Annotated in this window: 15 protein-coding genes; 8 read left to right on the forward strand and 7 right to left on the reverse strand. The window is 72.8% G+C overall.

Annotated elements, in window-relative coordinates; translation table 11 throughout:
• The first annotated feature begins 50 nt into the window (after window positions 1-50).
• From ACE3QY_RS13900 to ACE3QY_RS13915, 4 genes are all read left to right on the forward strand, one after another.
• Window positions 51-1,502, forward strand: a complete 1,452-nt coding sequence (locus ACE3QY_RS13900; protein WP_374456614.1) for an APC family permease — start codon at window positions 51-53, stop codon at window positions 1,500-1,502.
• 57 nt (window positions 1,503-1,559) lie between these two features.
• The gene (locus tag ACE3QY_RS13905; protein ID WP_374456615.1) at window positions 1,560-2,900 is read left to right on the forward strand and encodes a metallophosphoesterase; all 1,341 of its coding nucleotides are present in this window, start codon (window positions 1,560-1,562) and stop codon (window positions 2,898-2,900) included.
• Between the two features lie 75 nt (window positions 2,901-2,975).
• Window positions 2,976-4,313, forward strand: a complete 1,338-nt coding sequence (locus ACE3QY_RS13910; protein WP_374456616.1) for a class II 3-deoxy-7-phosphoheptulonate synthase — start codon at window positions 2,976-2,978, stop codon at window positions 4,311-4,313.
• A gap of 182 nt (window positions 4,314-4,495) precedes the next feature.
• Entirely contained in the window at window positions 4,496-5,491 is a 996-nt protein-coding gene (locus tag ACE3QY_RS13915) for a low specificity L-threonine aldolase (protein ID WP_374456617.1), read from the forward strand.
• A gap of 3 nt (window positions 5,492-5,494) precedes the next feature.
• On the opposite strand, the gene ACE3QY_RS13920 is transcribed toward ACE3QY_RS13915, so the two are convergent.
• From ACE3QY_RS13920 to ACE3QY_RS13945, 6 genes are all read right to left on the reverse strand, one after another.
• Window positions 5,495-5,989, reverse strand: coding sequence for a GNAT family N-acetyltransferase (locus ACE3QY_RS13920; protein ID WP_374456618.1), 495 nt, complete (start codon window positions 5,987-5,989; stop codon window positions 5,495-5,497).
• 5 nt (window positions 5,990-5,994) lie between these two features.
• Complete coding sequence (locus ACE3QY_RS13925; RefSeq protein ID WP_374456619.1) at window positions 5,995-7,143, reverse strand: hypothetical protein; 1,149 nt, start codon at window positions 7,141-7,143, stop codon at window positions 5,995-5,997.
• Window positions 7,144-7,190: 47 nt separating this feature from the next.
• The gene (locus tag ACE3QY_RS13930; protein ID WP_374456620.1) at window positions 7,191-8,090 is read right to left on the reverse strand and encodes a DMT family transporter; all 900 of its coding nucleotides are present in this window, start codon (window positions 8,088-8,090) and stop codon (window positions 7,191-7,193) included.
• A gap of 17 nt (window positions 8,091-8,107) precedes the next feature.
• On the reverse strand, window positions 8,108-10,234 hold the full coding sequence (pknB, locus tag ACE3QY_RS13935) for a Stk1 family PASTA domain-containing Ser/Thr kinase (RefSeq protein ID WP_374456621.1): 2,127 nt from the start codon (window positions 10,232-10,234) through the stop codon (window positions 8,108-8,110).
• 116 nt (window positions 10,235-10,350) lie between these two features.
• Window positions 10,351-11,151 (reverse strand): family 16 glycosylhydrolase, encoded by an 801-nt coding sequence (locus tag ACE3QY_RS13940; RefSeq protein WP_374456622.1) that lies wholly within the window; start codon window positions 11,149-11,151, stop codon window positions 10,351-10,353.
• Window positions 11,152-11,203: 52 nt separating this feature from the next.
• Complete coding sequence (locus tag ACE3QY_RS13945) at window positions 11,204-11,908, reverse strand: lytic transglycosylase domain-containing protein (RefSeq protein ID WP_374456623.1); 705 nt, start codon at window positions 11,906-11,908, stop codon at window positions 11,204-11,206.
• A gap of 189 nt (window positions 11,909-12,097) precedes the next feature.
• On the opposite strand from ACE3QY_RS13945, the gene ACE3QY_RS13950 reads away from it, so the two are divergent.
• Genes ACE3QY_RS13950 through ACE3QY_RS13960 form a run of 3 tightly spaced genes read left to right on the forward strand, consistent with a single transcriptional unit; the run spans window position 12,098 to window position 13,457 of the window.
• Window positions 12,098-12,469: an Rv2175c family DNA-binding protein gene (locus ACE3QY_RS13950; protein WP_374456624.1), complete on the forward strand. Its 372-nt coding sequence runs from the start codon at window positions 12,098-12,100 to the stop codon at window positions 12,467-12,469.
• The gene (locus ACE3QY_RS13955) at window positions 12,469-13,017 is read left to right on the forward strand and encodes a ribonuclease domain-containing protein (protein WP_374456625.1); all 549 of its coding nucleotides are present in this window, start codon (window positions 12,469-12,471) and stop codon (window positions 13,015-13,017) included. The genes ACE3QY_RS13950 and ACE3QY_RS13955 overlap by 1 nt, the downstream gene beginning before the upstream one ends.
• A gap of 5 nt (window positions 13,018-13,022) precedes the next feature.
• Complete coding sequence (locus tag ACE3QY_RS13960; RefSeq protein WP_374456626.1) at window positions 13,023-13,457, forward strand: barstar family protein; 435 nt, start codon at window positions 13,023-13,025, stop codon at window positions 13,455-13,457.
• 94 nt (window positions 13,458-13,551) lie between these two features.
• Here ACE3QY_RS13960 and ACE3QY_RS13965 read toward each other — a convergent pair whose 3' ends face one another.
• Window positions 13,552-14,616 carry a polyprenyl synthetase family protein gene (locus ACE3QY_RS13965; RefSeq protein WP_374456627.1) on the reverse strand — a complete coding sequence of 355 codons (1,065 nt, stop codon included), beginning with the start codon at window positions 14,614-14,616 and terminating at the stop codon, window positions 13,552-13,554.
• 64 nt (window positions 14,617-14,680) lie between these two features.
• Here ACE3QY_RS13965 and metF point away from each other — a divergent pair, with 64 nt between their 5' ends.
• The gene (metF, locus tag ACE3QY_RS13970) at window positions 14,681-15,571 is read left to right on the forward strand and encodes a methylenetetrahydrofolate reductase [NAD(P)H] (RefSeq protein ID WP_374456628.1); all 891 of its coding nucleotides are present in this window, start codon (window positions 14,681-14,683) and stop codon (window positions 15,569-15,571) included.
• The last annotated feature ends 10 nt before the right edge of the window (window positions 15,572-15,581 follow it).

Here is a 15,581-nt window from a genome sequence, read left to right on the forward strand (position 1 = left end):
AAGGTGAGGGATCACCGTGCCCGGGCACGGACCGACGAAGGGATCTCCCGATGAGCGCGACCGAAGCCACGCAGCCCGACGTCAACGGACCGGAGCACGCCGACCTCAAGCGCGTGCTGGGGCCCAGGCTGCTCCTGCTCTTCATCGTCGGCGACATCCTCGGCGCGGGCGTGTACGCCGTCACCGGCAAGCTCGCCGGGCAGGTGGGCGGCATCGCCTGGCTGCCGTTCCTGGTGGCCTTCGCGGTCGCCACGATCACCGCGTTCTCCTACCTCGAGCTGGTCACCAAGTACCCCCAGGCGGCGGGCGCCGCGCTCTACACGCACAAGGCGTTCGGCATCCACTTCGTCACGTTCCTGGTGGCCTTCACCGTCGTGTGCTCGGGCATCACCAGCGCCTCGACGTCGTCGAACCTGCTGGCCGCCAACCTGCTGATCGGCTTCGGCAACGACGAGCCGAGCACGTCCGCCACGCTCATCACCGCGCTCGTCTTCATGCTCGTGCTGGCCGCGATCAACCTGCGCGGCGTGGGCGAGAGCGTGAAGTTCAACGTGCTGCTGACCCTCGTGGAGATGACCGCGCTCGCCATCGTGATCCTGATTGGCTTCTGGGTCATCGCCCGCGGTGACGGCGACCTGGGCCGGATCACGGTCTTCGAGAGCCCCGACGACAAGGGCCTGTTCATGGCCGTCACGATCGCGACGGCGATCGCGTTCTTCTCGATGGTCGGCTTCGAGGACTCGGTCAACATGGTCGAGGAGACCAAGGACCCGATGAAGATCTTCCCGCGCACCATGCTCACCGGCCTGGGCATCGCGGTCGTGATCTACATGCTGGTCGCGATCTCGGTGGTGGCCGTGATCCCGGCGGGGCAGATCGCCGAGCCCACCAACGCCGAGGCCGGCATCCTCCTCGACGTGGTGAAGGTCGGCGCGCCGGACCTGCCGATCGACAAGCTGTTCCCGTTCCTCACCGTGTTCGCCGTCGCCAACACGGCGCTGATCAACATGCTGATGGCGAGCCGGCTGGTCTACGGCATGGCGCACCAGGACGTGCTGCCGCGCTCGCTCGGCAAGGTCCTGCCGGGACGCCGCTCGCCGTGGACGGCGATCCTCTTCACCACCCTCCTCGCGCTCGGCCTGATCTCCGTGGTCACCCTGGACTCCGAGTCCTCGGTGGTGGCGGCGCTCTCGGGCACCACGGCGCTGCTGCTGCTGGCGGTCTTCACCATCGTCAACATCGCCTGCCTGGTCCTGCGTCGCGACCCCACGCCGGACGGCGCCTTCCGGGCACCGTCGCTCCTGCCGGTCCTCGGCGCACTGTTCTGCGGCTACCTCCTCGGCCCGTGGGCCCGCCTCGAGGCCGACATGGTGCAGTACAAGATCGCCGGGGGGCTGCTCGGCATCGGCGTCGTCCTGTGGGTGCTCACCTGGCTGACCAACCGCGGCGTCCGCGCCAAGCGGACCGGCTTCCGCGACATCGAGCACCTCGAGCACGACTGACCCCGACACGGGCGGGTTCTGACCCGAACGTCTGGGGTGCCCGTCTACGGTGGCCCGGTGACACGACGACCTCTCGGGCCGCTGACGGCTGTGCTCATCGCCTCCGCGCTCGGTTGCTCCTCCGTCACCCCGGCCACGCCGTCGGCGAGCGCCACCCCGGACGGCTACCCGCCCGCGACGGTCGCACCCGACGACCCGTCCGCGCTCGAGCGCAAGCCGACCAGCCGCCCGCCGGTGCCGCGGGTGCCCGACCTGCCCGGGGCCTACCGCTTCATCTCCACCCCCGACTTCCTCAACCAGGACGTCGCCGACCTCACCGCCGACGGCCGGCGACAGTTCGTCGACCGGCGCACCGGTGACGTGGCCAACTCCACCAACCCCGAGTACGACGCCGCGCTGGACCACGTGATCAGCGAGATGGCCTCCCACGGCACCGACGACGTGCTCGTCGCGGGCGACCTCGTGGAGGGCCGCTGGGGCCGCGACGACTCGCGGACCGGCGTCTTCGGACCGGTCCGGACCCAGGCCCAGCGGCTGCGCGCCTGGCGCCGGGCGGCCGCGGTGTACTACCCGGCCTGGCGCGAGCGCCTCGAGTCCCACGGCCTCACGACCTACACCGCCCTCGGCGACCACGAGATCGGCGACGACCCCTGGCGCCGCGGCAAGGACGCCTGGGTCGACTTCAAGCGGCGGCACGTGCCGGAGTTCAAGAAGATCTACGCCCGGCAGATGCTCACCGACGCCGACGGCAGGCCACGGTTCACGGAGCGCCCGAAGGGCCAGGCCCGCGACACGGCGTACGCCGAGCGCCTCGACGACAACGTCCTGCTGGTCACCATCGACGTCTTCGAGCGGCGCGGGGGAGACGTGCACCTGTCGGTCGACCGCCAGCAGCTGCGGTGGCTGGAGCGCGTCCTCCGCAAGGCGCGCCGCGACGACGTCCCGTGGGTGATGGTGCAGGGCCACGTCCCGATGACCGCCGACGTCCGCACCCGCAACTCCAGCCACCTCGTCTACGAGAAGGGCTACCGCTCCGCGCTCTGGAGGGCCATGGCCCGCGGGGGTGTCGACGTCTACCTCAGCGGCGAGGTCCACGACCAGACGGTGCGCCAGCGCGACGGCATCCTCGAGGTCTCGCACGGGTCGCTGCTCTACCGGGGCGAGGCGTCGTACGTCGTCGGGCAGGCCACGGCCGACCAGCTCGTGCTGGAGAACCACCAGTTCCGCGGCACGATCAGCTTCGAGGACCGGCTCTGGACCACCTCCCGCCAAGGTGCGCCCGGTCACATCAGCTATCCCGGGGCGTCGGTCGTGACAGGCACCCTCGAGGCGCGCCGGACGCCCTCGGGCGGCGTGAAGGTCGACGCGGCCGACGGGGTGCTCGAGCCGCGGCGCTGACCCGAGGCCGTCCGGGGCCGCCCAGGGGACGGTCACGGTTCGGGGCCAGCCCGCCCCGCGCCGTACCCTTGTCCGGTGAGCTCCATCCCCTCCCTCGAGCAGTTGCACGCCCTCGGGCCCAAGCAGCAGCCGACCTATCCCGACTCCGGGGCGGTCGACGCTGCGGTGGCCCGCCTGCGGACCGCGCCGCCGCTCGTCTTCGCCGGGGAGTGCGACGACCTCACCGAGAAGATCGCCGCGGTCACCCGCGGCGAGGCGTTCCTCCTGCAGGGCGGCGACTGCGCCGAGACCTTCGCCGGCGTCACCGCCGACAACGTGCGCAACAAGCTGCGCGTCCTGCTGCAGATGGCCGTCGTCCTCACCTACGCCGCGTCCGTGCCGGTCGTGAAGCTGGGCCGCCTCGCCGGCCAGTACGCCAAGCCGCGCAGCTCCGACGAGGAGACCCGCAACGGCGTGACGCTCCCGGCCTACCGCGGCGACGCGGTCAACGGCTACGACTTCACCCCCGAGGCCCGGGTCCCCGACCCGCAGCGCCTCGTCGAGGTCTACAACTCCTCGGCCGCGACGCTCAACCTGGTCCGCGCGTTCGTCACCGGCGGCTACGCCGACCTGCGCCAGGTGCACACCTGGAACACCGACTTCGTGCAGACCTCGCCGTTCGGCCAGCGCTACGAGGCGATGGCCGACGAGATCGAGCGCGCGCTCACCTTCATGAAGGCCATCGGCGCCGACCCCGACGAGTTCCACCGCGTCGACTTCCACTCCAGCCACGAGGCGCTGCTGCTGGAGTACGAGCAGGCGCTGACCCGCATCGACTCGCGCACCGACCTGCCCTACAACGTCTCTGCGCACTTCGTGTGGATCGGCGAGCGCACCCGCCAGCTCGACGGGGCCCACGTCGAGCTGCTCTCGCGGATCAGGAACCCGATCGGCATCAAGCTCGGCCCGACCACCAGCCCCGACGACGCGCTGGCGTACGCCGCGCGGCTCAACCCGGACAACACCCCAGGCCGGCTGACGTTCATCACCCGGTTCGGCGCGGGGAAGATCCGCGACGGCCTGCCTGCCCTCGTGGAGAAGGTCACCGCCGAGGGCCTCAACGTGGCCTGGGTCTGCGACCCGATGCACGGCAACACCTTCGAGGCGTCGTCGGGCTACAAGACCCGCCGCTTCGACGACGTCATCGATGAGGTCCAGGGCTTCTTCGACGTCCACCGCGCGCTCGGCACCTGGCCGGGCGGCATCCACGTCGAGCTCACCGGCGACGACGTCACCGAGTGCGTCGGCGGCGGCGAGGAGATCGACGAGGCCGGCCTGGCCAACCGCTACGAGTCGGTCTGCGACCCGCGCCTCAACCGCGTCCAGTCCCTCGAGCTCGCCTTCCTCGTCGCGGAGATGCTGCGCAAGGCCTGACCATCGATCGAGCGGTGACCCACCTACATTTCGACACCGCCGAATGTAGGTGGGCCACCGCCCGAGCGCGCGTTCTGCGTGTCGCGCCGCTGAGCGGTGGCCCACCCACATTTTCACTGCACGGAATGTAGGTGGGCCACCGCCAGTCCGCGGGCGTACGTCGCCTCGGTAGGTTCACACCTGTGATCGACCTGCGCTCCGACACCCTGACCCGGCCGACCGAGGCGATGCGCCAGGCGATGGCGCGCGCCGAGGTCGGGGACGACGTCTACGGCGAGGACCCGACCGTCGCGGCGCTGGAGGAGCGGGTGGCCGGGATGTTCGGGCACGAGGCCGCGCTGTTCACGCCGACGGGGTCGATGGCCAACGTGCTGGCCGTCGCGTCGGTGGTCGCGCCCGGGCAGGAGGTGCTCTGCGAGTCCTCCGCCCACATCGCGCGCGCCGAGCTCGGCGCCCACGGCGCGATCTCCGGCATCACCATGCGCACGTGGACGGACCGGCGCGGTCAGGTCGACCTGGCGGCCATCGAGTCGATGCACGCCCCCGACATGGGGCCGTTCTTCGTGGCGACCGCCGCCGTGTCGGTCGAGAACACCCACAACTTCGCCGGAGGGACCGTCCTGCCCCTCGAGGACCTGCGCGCGCTGCGTGCCTGGGCGGACACCACCGGCGTGAAGGTGCACCTCGACGGCGCACGCCTCTGGAACGCCCACGTCGCCACGGGCACGCCGCTGTCCGACTACGGCCGGGTCGCCGACGTGCTGGCCGTCTGCCTCTCCAAGGGCCTCGGCGCACCGATCGGCTCGTTGATGGTCGGCTCCGCCGACGCGATCGCGGAGGCCCGCGTGCGTCGCAAGCGCATGGGCGGCGGCATGCGCCAGGTCGGCGTGCTCGCGGCAGCGGGGGCGTACGCCCTCGACCACCACGTCGACCGGCTGGCCGACGACCACGCCCACGCGCGCCTCCTCGGCGAGGCGCTCGGGCTGGACCCGCAGGGCGTGGACACCAACATCGTCGTGGTCGGGCGCCCCGACGCACCCGCCTTCGTCGCGGCCGCCGCCGACGAGGGCGTCCGGATCGCCGCGGTGGGGCCACGTGCCATACGCCTGGTGACGCACCTCGACATCACGCGGGCCGACGCGGACCGGGCGGCGGCGGTGCTGGCGCGGCTCGGCTGAGCCTCATCCTCCGGCGCGCCACTCCCAGCGGCAGATGACCTCTCCCTCGTGGAGGGTCGCGCGCTCACCGGTGTCGGTGAAGCCCCGGGCGAGGTAGAGCCGCTGCGCCCGACGGTTGGTCTCCCGGGTCCAGACCGACAGCCGGGTCCAGCCCGGCCCGTGGTCGCCTCGCTGCAGCGACCGGACGAGCGCACCCGCCACGCCGCACCCCCACAGCGCGGGGTCGACGAAGACCATGGACAGGTGTCCGCAGGAGTCGTCGGGCCCGTCGTCGCCCTGGAACGGCTCGGCGACCAGCATCCCCGCAGCCCGCTCGCCGTAGTGGGCGAGCAGGGCGACCTCGCCCAGCTCCACACCGGTGGCGACCTTGGTGGCGACCCGTTCGGTGCGTGCGGGCGAGGGCCGGTTGCCGCTCGCCCGGCGCGCCGCCTCCCAGACGCCGACCGCCAGCCGCCGGGACTCCTCGTCCGCGATGGGGGTGATCAGCGTGCGCGGCATGGGGGTCAGGCCGCGTTGCGGCCGACGAGCGTGACCTCGCTGATGGCGGTGTAGTCGCGCCCGAGCGGCCCCGCACCGGGCGGCGTCACCGAGGTGATGGTGAGGGTGACCGTGCTCGTCTCGACCGGAGGCACCTTGAGCAGCTGCATGGCCGGCCGTTCGGCGAAGGTCTGCTCGACCGAGCTGCCGTCGTCGAAGGACCAGGTGGCGCTGAGGATGCGGCGGTTGTTGGGATACCAGTCCACGCCCGCGACCTTCTTGGCGTAGCCGTTGACCAGTCCCACCCGGCTGACGACGCCGGCCTGGGCGAGCGTGATCGTGATCGACTGGCCGGAGGCGTCGCCGGCCGTGCGCCACGTCGTCGCCGGGCTGCCGTCGCCCATCTGGCTCGCCTCGTAGGCGACGAGGTTGCCGTCGAAGTCCTGGGTGGGCGGTGCCGTGCCGGGTGCGGCGAAGGTGGCGGTGTCGGCCAGGTCGAGCCGCTTGCCGACGCCCTGCGGGGACTCGGACGAGTCGCCCTCCTCGGGCGCGGCTTCCTCGGCGGCGCCGGGTGACGTGTCGGGGGCGGTCGACGACTGGCCGCTGGACTGGTCGGTCGCGGTGTCGTCGACCGGCTCGCTCTCGAAGACCCGGAGGAGCACGAGCACGAGGGCGATGAGCGCCAGCGCGCCGACCACCCAGAAGATCCAGGCCCTGCCGGTCAGCGGCGCCTCGGGCTCCAGGTCGTCGACCTCGTGGTAGGGGAGCAGGTCGAGCTCGGGGTCCCACTCGGGGTCCGCGCCGGCGGCGGGGGCGGGCGTCGGCCGGTCCTCGCGCGCGGTGGCGGCGGGCCGCCCGCGCAGCCGGAACCGCGGCTCGCGACTCGGCGGCATCACCGGGGCGGGCGGGAGGGGAGTCGCGTCGGCCGCCTGCACGGGTACGGCGGCGGGCGGCGCCTCGCTGACCTCGGGCTCCGGATCGGGCTCGGCCTCGGCCTCGGGCTCCGGCTCAGCAGGAGGGGCAGTCTCCGGCGGCGCCTCGACGACTGCGGGCGCCGCGGTCCGGGGCGCGGACGCCTGGGGCACGGCCGGGGCGGGCGCCCCGATCGGGTGCCCGCAGTTGAGGCAGAACCGGCCCACACCGAGCTCGGCCCCGCACCGCACACAGGTGTCCACGGGTTCACGATAAGGGGCCGCACCCACCCTGAGCCGGGGTTCGCGGTTCAGACGGCGATGTGGGGGACCTCGCCCTCGACCACGCGACGGGGCGCCAGCTCGACGGTCAGCATGGCGACGAGCACCATCGAGCCGCCCACGAGCAGCCGCATCGTGAGGTCCTCCCCGCCGAGCCACACGGCGAAGAAGGAGGCGAAGACCGGCTCCATGCTCATGATGATCGCGCTGCGCGTGGGCGGCAGGTGGGCCTGCGCCCAGGTCTGCCCGAGCAGGCCGAGCGCCCCCACCACGACCGCCATGTAGGCCACCGACACCCAGTCGGACGTGCGGTCCGGCAGCACGATCCCGTCGTGGGCGGTGGCCAGCGTGCACACCACCGCGATCACCATGATCTGGAGGATCGTCATGCCGATCGCGTCCTGTGCGGACGACCACGCACCCAGGCCGACGATGTGGAGGGCGTAGAGCACGGCCGACGAGAGCGTGATGAGCTCGCCGTAGCCGATGCTGAAGCCGTTGAGCGCGAGCACGCCCAGCCCGACCGTCGCCAGGGCGACCGCGACCCAGGTGACCGGCGGGATGCGGGTCCGCAGGATGGCCGCGGCGAGCAGCGGGGTGCACACGACGTACAGGCCCGTGACGAAGCCGCTGATGCTGGCGGGCGTGTGTGCCAGTCCGGCGGTCTGCAGGATCTGGGCCACGCCGTAGAGCAGGCCGAGCACGACGGCGTGGCGCCGGACGAGGGGGGACAGCCGGCCCAGCGCCCGGGGTGCCACCAGCAGCAGCGCCAGCGAGGCGATGGTGAAGCGGACCGCGAGGAAGTCCAGCGTCGGCACCCGGTCCAGCAGGTCCTTGATGAGGAAGAACGTCGAGCCCCAGCAGGCGGCGAGGGCCAGCAGCGCCGCCGCCGCGAGCAGGGTCGTACGACGGTCGTGCGCGGATTCCACGGACGAAGGCTAGGACCTCAGATGAGGAACAGCGTGATCGTCGAACCCTTGGGCACCTGGTCGCCCTGCTCGGGGTCGGAGCTGAACACGAAGCCCAGGCCGAGGTAGTTGTCGGCCTCCTCGGTGCGGACCTCGAAACCGAGCCCGGTGAGCAGCTCGGTGGCCGCCTCGACGCCCATCGCGCGGACCCGCGGCACCTCGACCAGCTCAGGTCCCTGGGACACCACGAAGGAGACGGTGTCGCCGCGGTAGAGGGTGCCGGTGGTGGGGTCCTGGGAGATGACGTCGCCCTCGGGGACGGTGTCGCTGTACTCCTCGCTCGCGACGCTGACCTCGAGCTTGCGCTTCTCCAGCGCGGCCTTGGCGTCGGCGAAGGACTTGCCGGTCCAGTCCTTGATGGTGATCGGCTTGCGGCCCTTGCTGAGCACGAGGTCGACCGTGGCGCCGGGCTTCAGTGTGGTGCCGGCCTTGGGGGAGGTGCGGATGACCTGCCCCTCCGGGACGGTCTCGCTCCACCGCCCGACGCTCTTGCCGAACACCAGGCTCGTCGCGGCGAGCGCGTCCTGGGCCTGGTCCTCGGTCTGCCCCTTCAGAGGTGGCACGTCGTAGCGCTCGGGCCCGAGCGACAGGGTCAGCGTGACGATGCCGCCGTCGAGCACCTTGCCGCCCGGCTCGGGGTCGGTGGCGATGACCAGCCCGGCGGCGACGTTCTCGGAGTACGCCGGCTCGCCGGCCTCCGCGTCGAGCCCCGCGCTCTCGAGCCGTGCCGTCGCGGCCGCCTCGTCGAGCCCGAGCACTCCCGGCGCGGTGGTGTAGCGGGCCCAGCCGAACCAGTAGGCGCCGAAGCCGACGCCGGCGACGAGCAGGAGCGCGAGGAGCAGCAGCACCGGTCCCTTGCGCGAGCGCCGCCGGGCCGTGGTGGTGACCGGGGCGATCGGGCTGGGGGCCCGGGACGGGGCAGGGACGGGTGCCGTGACCCGGGCGGCCACCGGCTCGGACCTCGGCGCGGCGACCGGCTCGGGCTCGGCCGCGGGATGGCGCTCGATGGCCGTGGTCCGGTCCGGGCTCCCGTCGTCGACGAGGCCGGACTCCTTCGGGTCGACCTCGGTCAGCAGGGCCAGCGCCGCCGCGTCGAAGGGCTGGGGCATGGTGTCGTAGCCGTGCCCCTCGCCCGCTTCGGGGTCGGGTGCGCGGCGGGGCATCAGGTCCTCGGCGAGCTCGGGGTCGGAGGCCAGGCCCTCGCGCAGCGCCTGCGCGACCCGGTGCAGGTGGTGCAGCAGCACCGATGCGTCGGCCGGACGCTGGCTGCGGTCGCGCGAGGTCGAGCGGGCGACGAGCGCGTCGACGTAGTCGGGGATCCCCGGCGCCGCGGCCGAGGGGAGGGGCACGTCGTGGTGGACGTGCCGGTAGGCGACCTGGATCGGCGACTCGCCCTCGTGCGGCTTGCTGCCGGTGAGCAGCTCGTAGAGGACCACGCCGGCGGCGTACACGTCGGCGCGGGCGTCGGCCCGGCCGTCGACGACGAGCTCGGGCGCGAGGTAGGAGACGGTGCCGATCAGCACGCCGCCGGTGGCGGTGTGCTGGGTGTCGGCGCTGACGGCCTTGGCCAGCCCGAAGTCGGCGACCTTGATCCGCCCGCCGTGGGCCTCGTCGGCGATGAGCACGTTCTCCGGCTTCACGTCGCGGTGGATCAGGCCGGCGCGATGGGCGGCGGCGAGCGCGGAGACGACCGGCTCGAGCAGGGCCAGGGCCTTGCCCGGCGGCATCGGTGCCTCCTTGCGGATGACGTCGCGCAGGGTGTGGCCCGGGACGTACTCCATGACGAGGAAGACGGTGTCCGACCCGTCGGAGGTGTCGTCGCCCTGGTCGTAGACGCCCACCACGTGGGGGTGGTTGAGGCGGGCCGCGGCTCGGGCCTCGCGCACGAAGCGGGCCGCGAAGTCCTGGTCGTCACCCAGGCCCGGGTGCATCACCTTGACGGCGACGGTGCGGTCGAGGCGGGTGTCGGTGGCCTCGTACACACTGGCCATCCCGCCACGCGCCACCCGGGCGCCGATGCGGTAGCGGCGGTCCAGCAGCCGTCCGACCAAGGGGTCGCCAGCGGCGCCGGGCGCGGCTGCGCGGGCGTGCTCGGGTGGCTCCACGGTCGACCTCCAACACCGGACGGGGAAGGATCCGGCGCGACCATCGTACGGAAACCACGCGTCGGGCGGCTCTCCGTCTCGGCCCCGGCGTGGCGTCCGGTCATGCCGGACCCTGCTCAGCAGGCGTCGTTGTAGGTGCTCAGCTCGAACTGCGGGGCCTTGATGGAGCGCTCGTTGGGGGCGCGCATCGTCCAGTAGCGCATCCAGTCCATCTGCATCCGGGCCGGGTGCATCTTCTTGCCGTCCTGCGCGCGCAGCTCGAACTTGAGCTGGCGGGGCACCGGGTCGAGGGCGGCCTCGCGGCGCTCGGTGTGGACGACGTGGGCGTCGACGAACCACGAGATGTGGTCCTCGGCGACCTCGACGGCGTAGGTGTGCCACCGCTCGTGCTTGAGGTGGCGGTCCTTGAAGCCCCGGAACGAGTTGTTGGGCAGCGTGTGGACGTAGGACTTCACGGTGTTCTTGCCGAGGGTGAAGTTCTGCAGGCCGATGTCGCGTCCGCCGCAGTGCTGGTCGCGGTCGCCGGCGGGGACGAGCTCGGTGACCACCTTGTAGCTGCTGCCGCCCGGGGTGGTGCCCGTCCGGCCGGCGCGGGCCCGGATCTCCCAGCGGCCGTAGGTGTGGCCGGGCAGGTCGAGCTTGGCCGAGACGCTGCCCTTGCGGGTCGTCATCAGGGTGAGCATGCCGTTCTGGGTGCGGACGATGCCGCGACCCGCCTTCTTCCAGTAGCCCGGCTTGGGGCCGACGAACTCCTGGCGGAACACGCCGAACTGGTACCAGCCGAAGGTGTTGCCGGCGTGGATCGGACCGGGTGCGCCGTGGACGTGGTCGGCCGAGGCGGGGGAGACCGCCGGCGAGAGCGTCAGGGCCAGGAGGCCGACGAGCGCGGCGGCGAGGGCGGGTCGGAGGGAACGCATCCGGACACCGTACGAAGGCCGTCCGGGCGGCGACAAGTCCGCGGGCCCGCGGTCACGCGGGTGGACGCCCCGCCTCGAGGCGCCGCTTGATCGCTTCCACGTTGCGGACGTAGACGCGGGTCTCCTCGTAGAGCCCGTGCCGGCGCACGGCGCCGAGACCCTGGTAGTAGGCCCCGATCTTGTGCGCACGCCGATGGGTGTCGCGGGCGAGGACACGGAGCAGCAGGACCCCGGCCCGTGCGTTGTCACCGAGCCGGCGGAGGTCGAGCCGGCGCCCCGCGTAGTGCTCCATCCAGCGCCCGGTCGACGGCAGCACCTGCATCGCACCGATCGCCCGCGCGTGCGACACCACGCCCATCTGCCAGCCCGACTCCTGCCACGCGACCGCGAGCGCGAGCTGCGGGTCCACCCCGTTGCTGCGGGCGGCTCCGGCGATCACCCGGCGCACCTTCTCCCGCTCGCGGTCGGGGTGCTGCCACATCGTCGTCCGGCCCTTCCCGCCGCCGCGCGAGCGTGCGGCGACGACCGGGATCACGATCCGCTGCCCGGCGCGGAGCCCGCCGGCGCTGCCGAGGTGGTTGTAGGAGATCAGCTCGGCCGTCCACGCGTGGAACCGCGTGGCGAGGCCCGAGGCGGTGTCGCCCGGCTCGACGACGTACGGCACCGCCGTGCGACCGGCGGGCAGCCGCTCGTGGTCGGCGTGGGCGGGCGTCGCGACCAGCGTCGAGGCGGCCAGGCCGAGGACGAGCCCGGTCACGAGTCGGGGGAGTCGGGGAAGGTGTCCGGGTTCTCGGGGCATCACTGCTCCTCGTCACGTCCGCTGCGCCCACGGGTCCGAGGCCCGCGGGAGGGAAGCGCGCGAACGAGCCCTCGACGTTAGCGACCGGCGTACGACGACGCGAGGCGCCGGGTGGGTCGGGCGTGTCGCTCGTGACAGACTCCGCCCATGAGTGACGTCCCCCTCGCCGACCGTGACCTGGCCGCCCTCGTGACCGAGTGGCTCGACTGGAGCCAGGCGGCGGAGCTGCTGGGCGTGACGCCGGCCAAGGTCCGCTCGATGGTCAGGGACCACGAGCTCGCGCAGGCCGTCTCCGAGCCCGGCGCCGGGCCGCGGGTGCCGGCCGACTTCATCCAGGACGGCCTCGTCGTGAAGGGGCTCCCCGGCCTGCTCACCCTGCTGCACGACCACAAGTTCGACGACCGCGAGTGCATTGCGTGGCTCTTCACCGACGACGACCTGCCCGGCCGCCCGATCGACGCGCTGCGGGAGAACCGCGGCAGCGAGGTCAAGCGCCGGGCGCAGGTGCTGGAGTACTGATGGCGCAGCCGACGACCGGCCGCCAGCGCTACCAGTGGGGGCTGCTGCTCCTCGTCGCGGTGATGCTCGTCGCCTGGCTGCTGACCGACGGCACCCGCCAGGACGAACCGAGCAGCAGCAGCACCTCGTCGGTCTCGTCGTCGCCGTCGTCCTCGCCGTCGTCGTCCCCGAGCCACGAGCTCACCGAGACCACCACGCCGACCACCGACCCGACCAGCTCGGAGACCACGGAGGACACCGGTGGGGACGGGGGCGTCGATCCCGAGAGCGGGCTGCCGATCGTGCAGCTGTCCGAGCTGCCCCCGCAGGCCGCCGAGACCCTCGACCTCATCGACGCGGGCGGCCCGTTCCCCGAGGAGCGCGACGGCGTCACCTTCGAGAACCGCGAGGACCTCTTGCCCGACCACCCCGTGGGCTACTACAAGGAGTACACGGTCCCCACACCCGGCTCCAGCGACCGCGGCGCCCGCCGCATCGTGGTCGGTGAGGGCGGGGAGCTCTACTACACGGGCGACCACTACAGGTCCTTCTCACGCATAGCGAGGTAGCCGACATGAGCGGACTGGCAGCAGTGCTGGCCGGGCACGAGGGGCCGGGCATCCACCTCTGGCACGGGGCGTTCGAGGTCGACGACGTACGCCACACGGTCGAGCACGCCGGCTGGGCCTTCGGGCACGTCGACGGCTGGACGGCGGCCGACAGCAAGTCGGGCTTCCTCGCCGCGGTGGGCGAGGCCCTCGACTTCCCGGACTACTACGGGCAGAACTTCGACGCCCTCGCCGACTGCCTCCACGACGTGGGCGCCCACGTGTCCGGTGTGGTGCTGCTGTGGGACGGCTGGGGCACCCTCGCCCGCGCCGACGAGCGGGCCTTCAGCGTCGCCCTCAGCGTCCTCGGCTCCCGCGTCAACGCCGACCGCGGCGCCCCCTTCACGGTCCTCCTCCGAGGCGACGGCCCACCCGTGCCAGGCATCACTTCGCTCGACTAGAGGCACGCCCGGATCGCCCCAGCCACCCGAGCACGCGCGAGCGGAGCGAGCGCCACAAGCACCGTCCCCAGCCCGAAGCAGCCAGAGTACGGAACTACACCGTGCGCTGGGTTGCCGCGGCGGCCAGCTCGGTGAGCACCTCGCGCGCGGCGGGGTCGACGTCGGCGGCCTGGAGCGCGTCCACGGCGCGGTCGGCGAGGTGGCCGATGACCTCCTCGACCTGCGCCCGCGCGCCGGAGTCCTCGATGATGCCGCGCAGCTCGTCGACGTCGGCGGGCGTGAGCGGCGTACCGAGGGCGGCGTCGAGGCGCTGGGCCTGCGCCTGGGGGGCGGCGTCGAGGGCGAGCGCGACCAGCACGGTGCGCTTGCCCTCGACCAGGTCGTCGCCGGCGGGCTTGCCCGTCTCCTCGGGGTCGCCGAAGACGCCGAGCAGGTCGTCGCGCAGCTGGAAGGCCTCGCCGAGGGGCAGGCCGAAGCGGGTGAGCTGATCGAGCTGCGGGCCGGTGGCTCCCGCGAGGCCGGCGCCGATGTGCAGCGGCCGCTCGATGGAGTACTTCGCGGACTTGTAGCGCAGGACCGTCATCGCGGTGTCGACGTCGGCCCGGCCGCGGGCCTGGACGGAGACGTCGAGGAACTGCCCGGCGATGACCTCGTTGCGGCACAGCTCGAACAGCCGGAGCCCGGCGGCCACCTCGTCGTGGGCGAACCCGCTGTGGCGCAGCATGTCGCCGGCCCAGCCGAGCTGCAGGTCGCCGAGCAGGATCGCGGCCGCGGCGCCGTACTGGGCGGGGTCGCCGCGCCACCCGGCGGAGCGGTGCTCGGCCTCGAACGCGCGGTGCGTGGCCGGGCGTCCGCGGCGGGTGTCGGAGGCGTCCATGTAGTCGTCGTGGACCAGCGCGCTCGCGTGCAGCATCTCCAGCGACGCGCAGGCGCGGGCGAGGGCGGCGGTGTCGTCGACCCGGGGCTGGATCGCGCGGTAGCCCCAGTGGCAGAAGGCGGCCCGGAAGCGCTTGCCGCCGCGCACCGCCGTACGCGCCTCGGCGATCAGGCGGGTGGCGTCGGGACCGAGCGGAGCGAGCTCGGCCGCCCGGTCGTCGAGGAACGTGTCGAGCACCTCCTGGACCTCGTCGCGGAAGGCAGCGGGGTCCCAGGTCGTCACCTATTCAGCCTAAACATTGGACAGGATGCGGCTGACGGCGCGGTACCTCCGTAGGCTGTTGCGTATGACGCACGCACGGGGACTGAGCATGCGCGAGCTGCTCGCGCGCGGAGACCGTTCCTTCTCCTTCGAGTTCTTCCCGCCCAAGGACGAGGCGGGGGAGCAGCAGCTCTGGCAGGCCATCACCGAGCTGGAGCCCTACGCACCGACCTTCGTGTCGGTGACCTACGGCGCCGGCGGCACCACCCGCGACCGCACGGTGGCGATCACCGAGCGGATCGCGCGGGAGACCAGCCTGCTCCCGGTGGCGCACCTGACGTGCGTGGGCCACACCACCGACGAGCTCGACGCGATCCTCGACGACCTCGCCTCCGCGGGTGTCCAGCACATCATGGCGCTGCGCGGCGACCCTCCCGGCGGCCCCGGCACGCCGTGGACGCCGACCGACGGTGGGCTGACCTACGCCAGTGAGCTCGTCTCGCTGATCCGCCGCCGCCCCGACATGCGCATCGGTGTCGCGGCGTTCCCCGAGGGCCACGTCGACGCCGTCGACCTGGAGCAGGACGCGCGGGTGCTCAGGGACAAGTACGACGCGGGCGCCGAGTTCGCGGTCACCGACATGGTGCTGCGGGCCTCCGACTACGTCGCGCTCCTCGAGCGGGCCGAGTCCGCCGGCGCCGACCTGCCGATCATCCCGGGCATCATGCCGATCCTGAACCTCCGCTCGATGGAGCGCATGGTCGAGTTCTCCCGCCGCCAGCTGCCGCAGGAGGTCCGCGACCGGCTCACGCCGTACGCCGAGGACCCGCAGGCGCTGCGCGCGGAGGGGATCGCGATCGCGACCGAGCTCTGCGAGGCGCTGCTCGACGCCGGAGCGCCGGGCCTGCACTTCTACACGCTCAACCGCTCCAAGGCGACGCGCGAGATCTTCGACAACCTGCGCATCACCGTCTGAGCGCCCCGCC

It is taken from the genome of Nocardioides sp., from assembly GCF_041913365.1.
Classification (GTDB): domain Bacteria; phylum Actinomycetota; class Actinomycetes; order Propionibacteriales; family Nocardioidaceae; genus Nocardioides.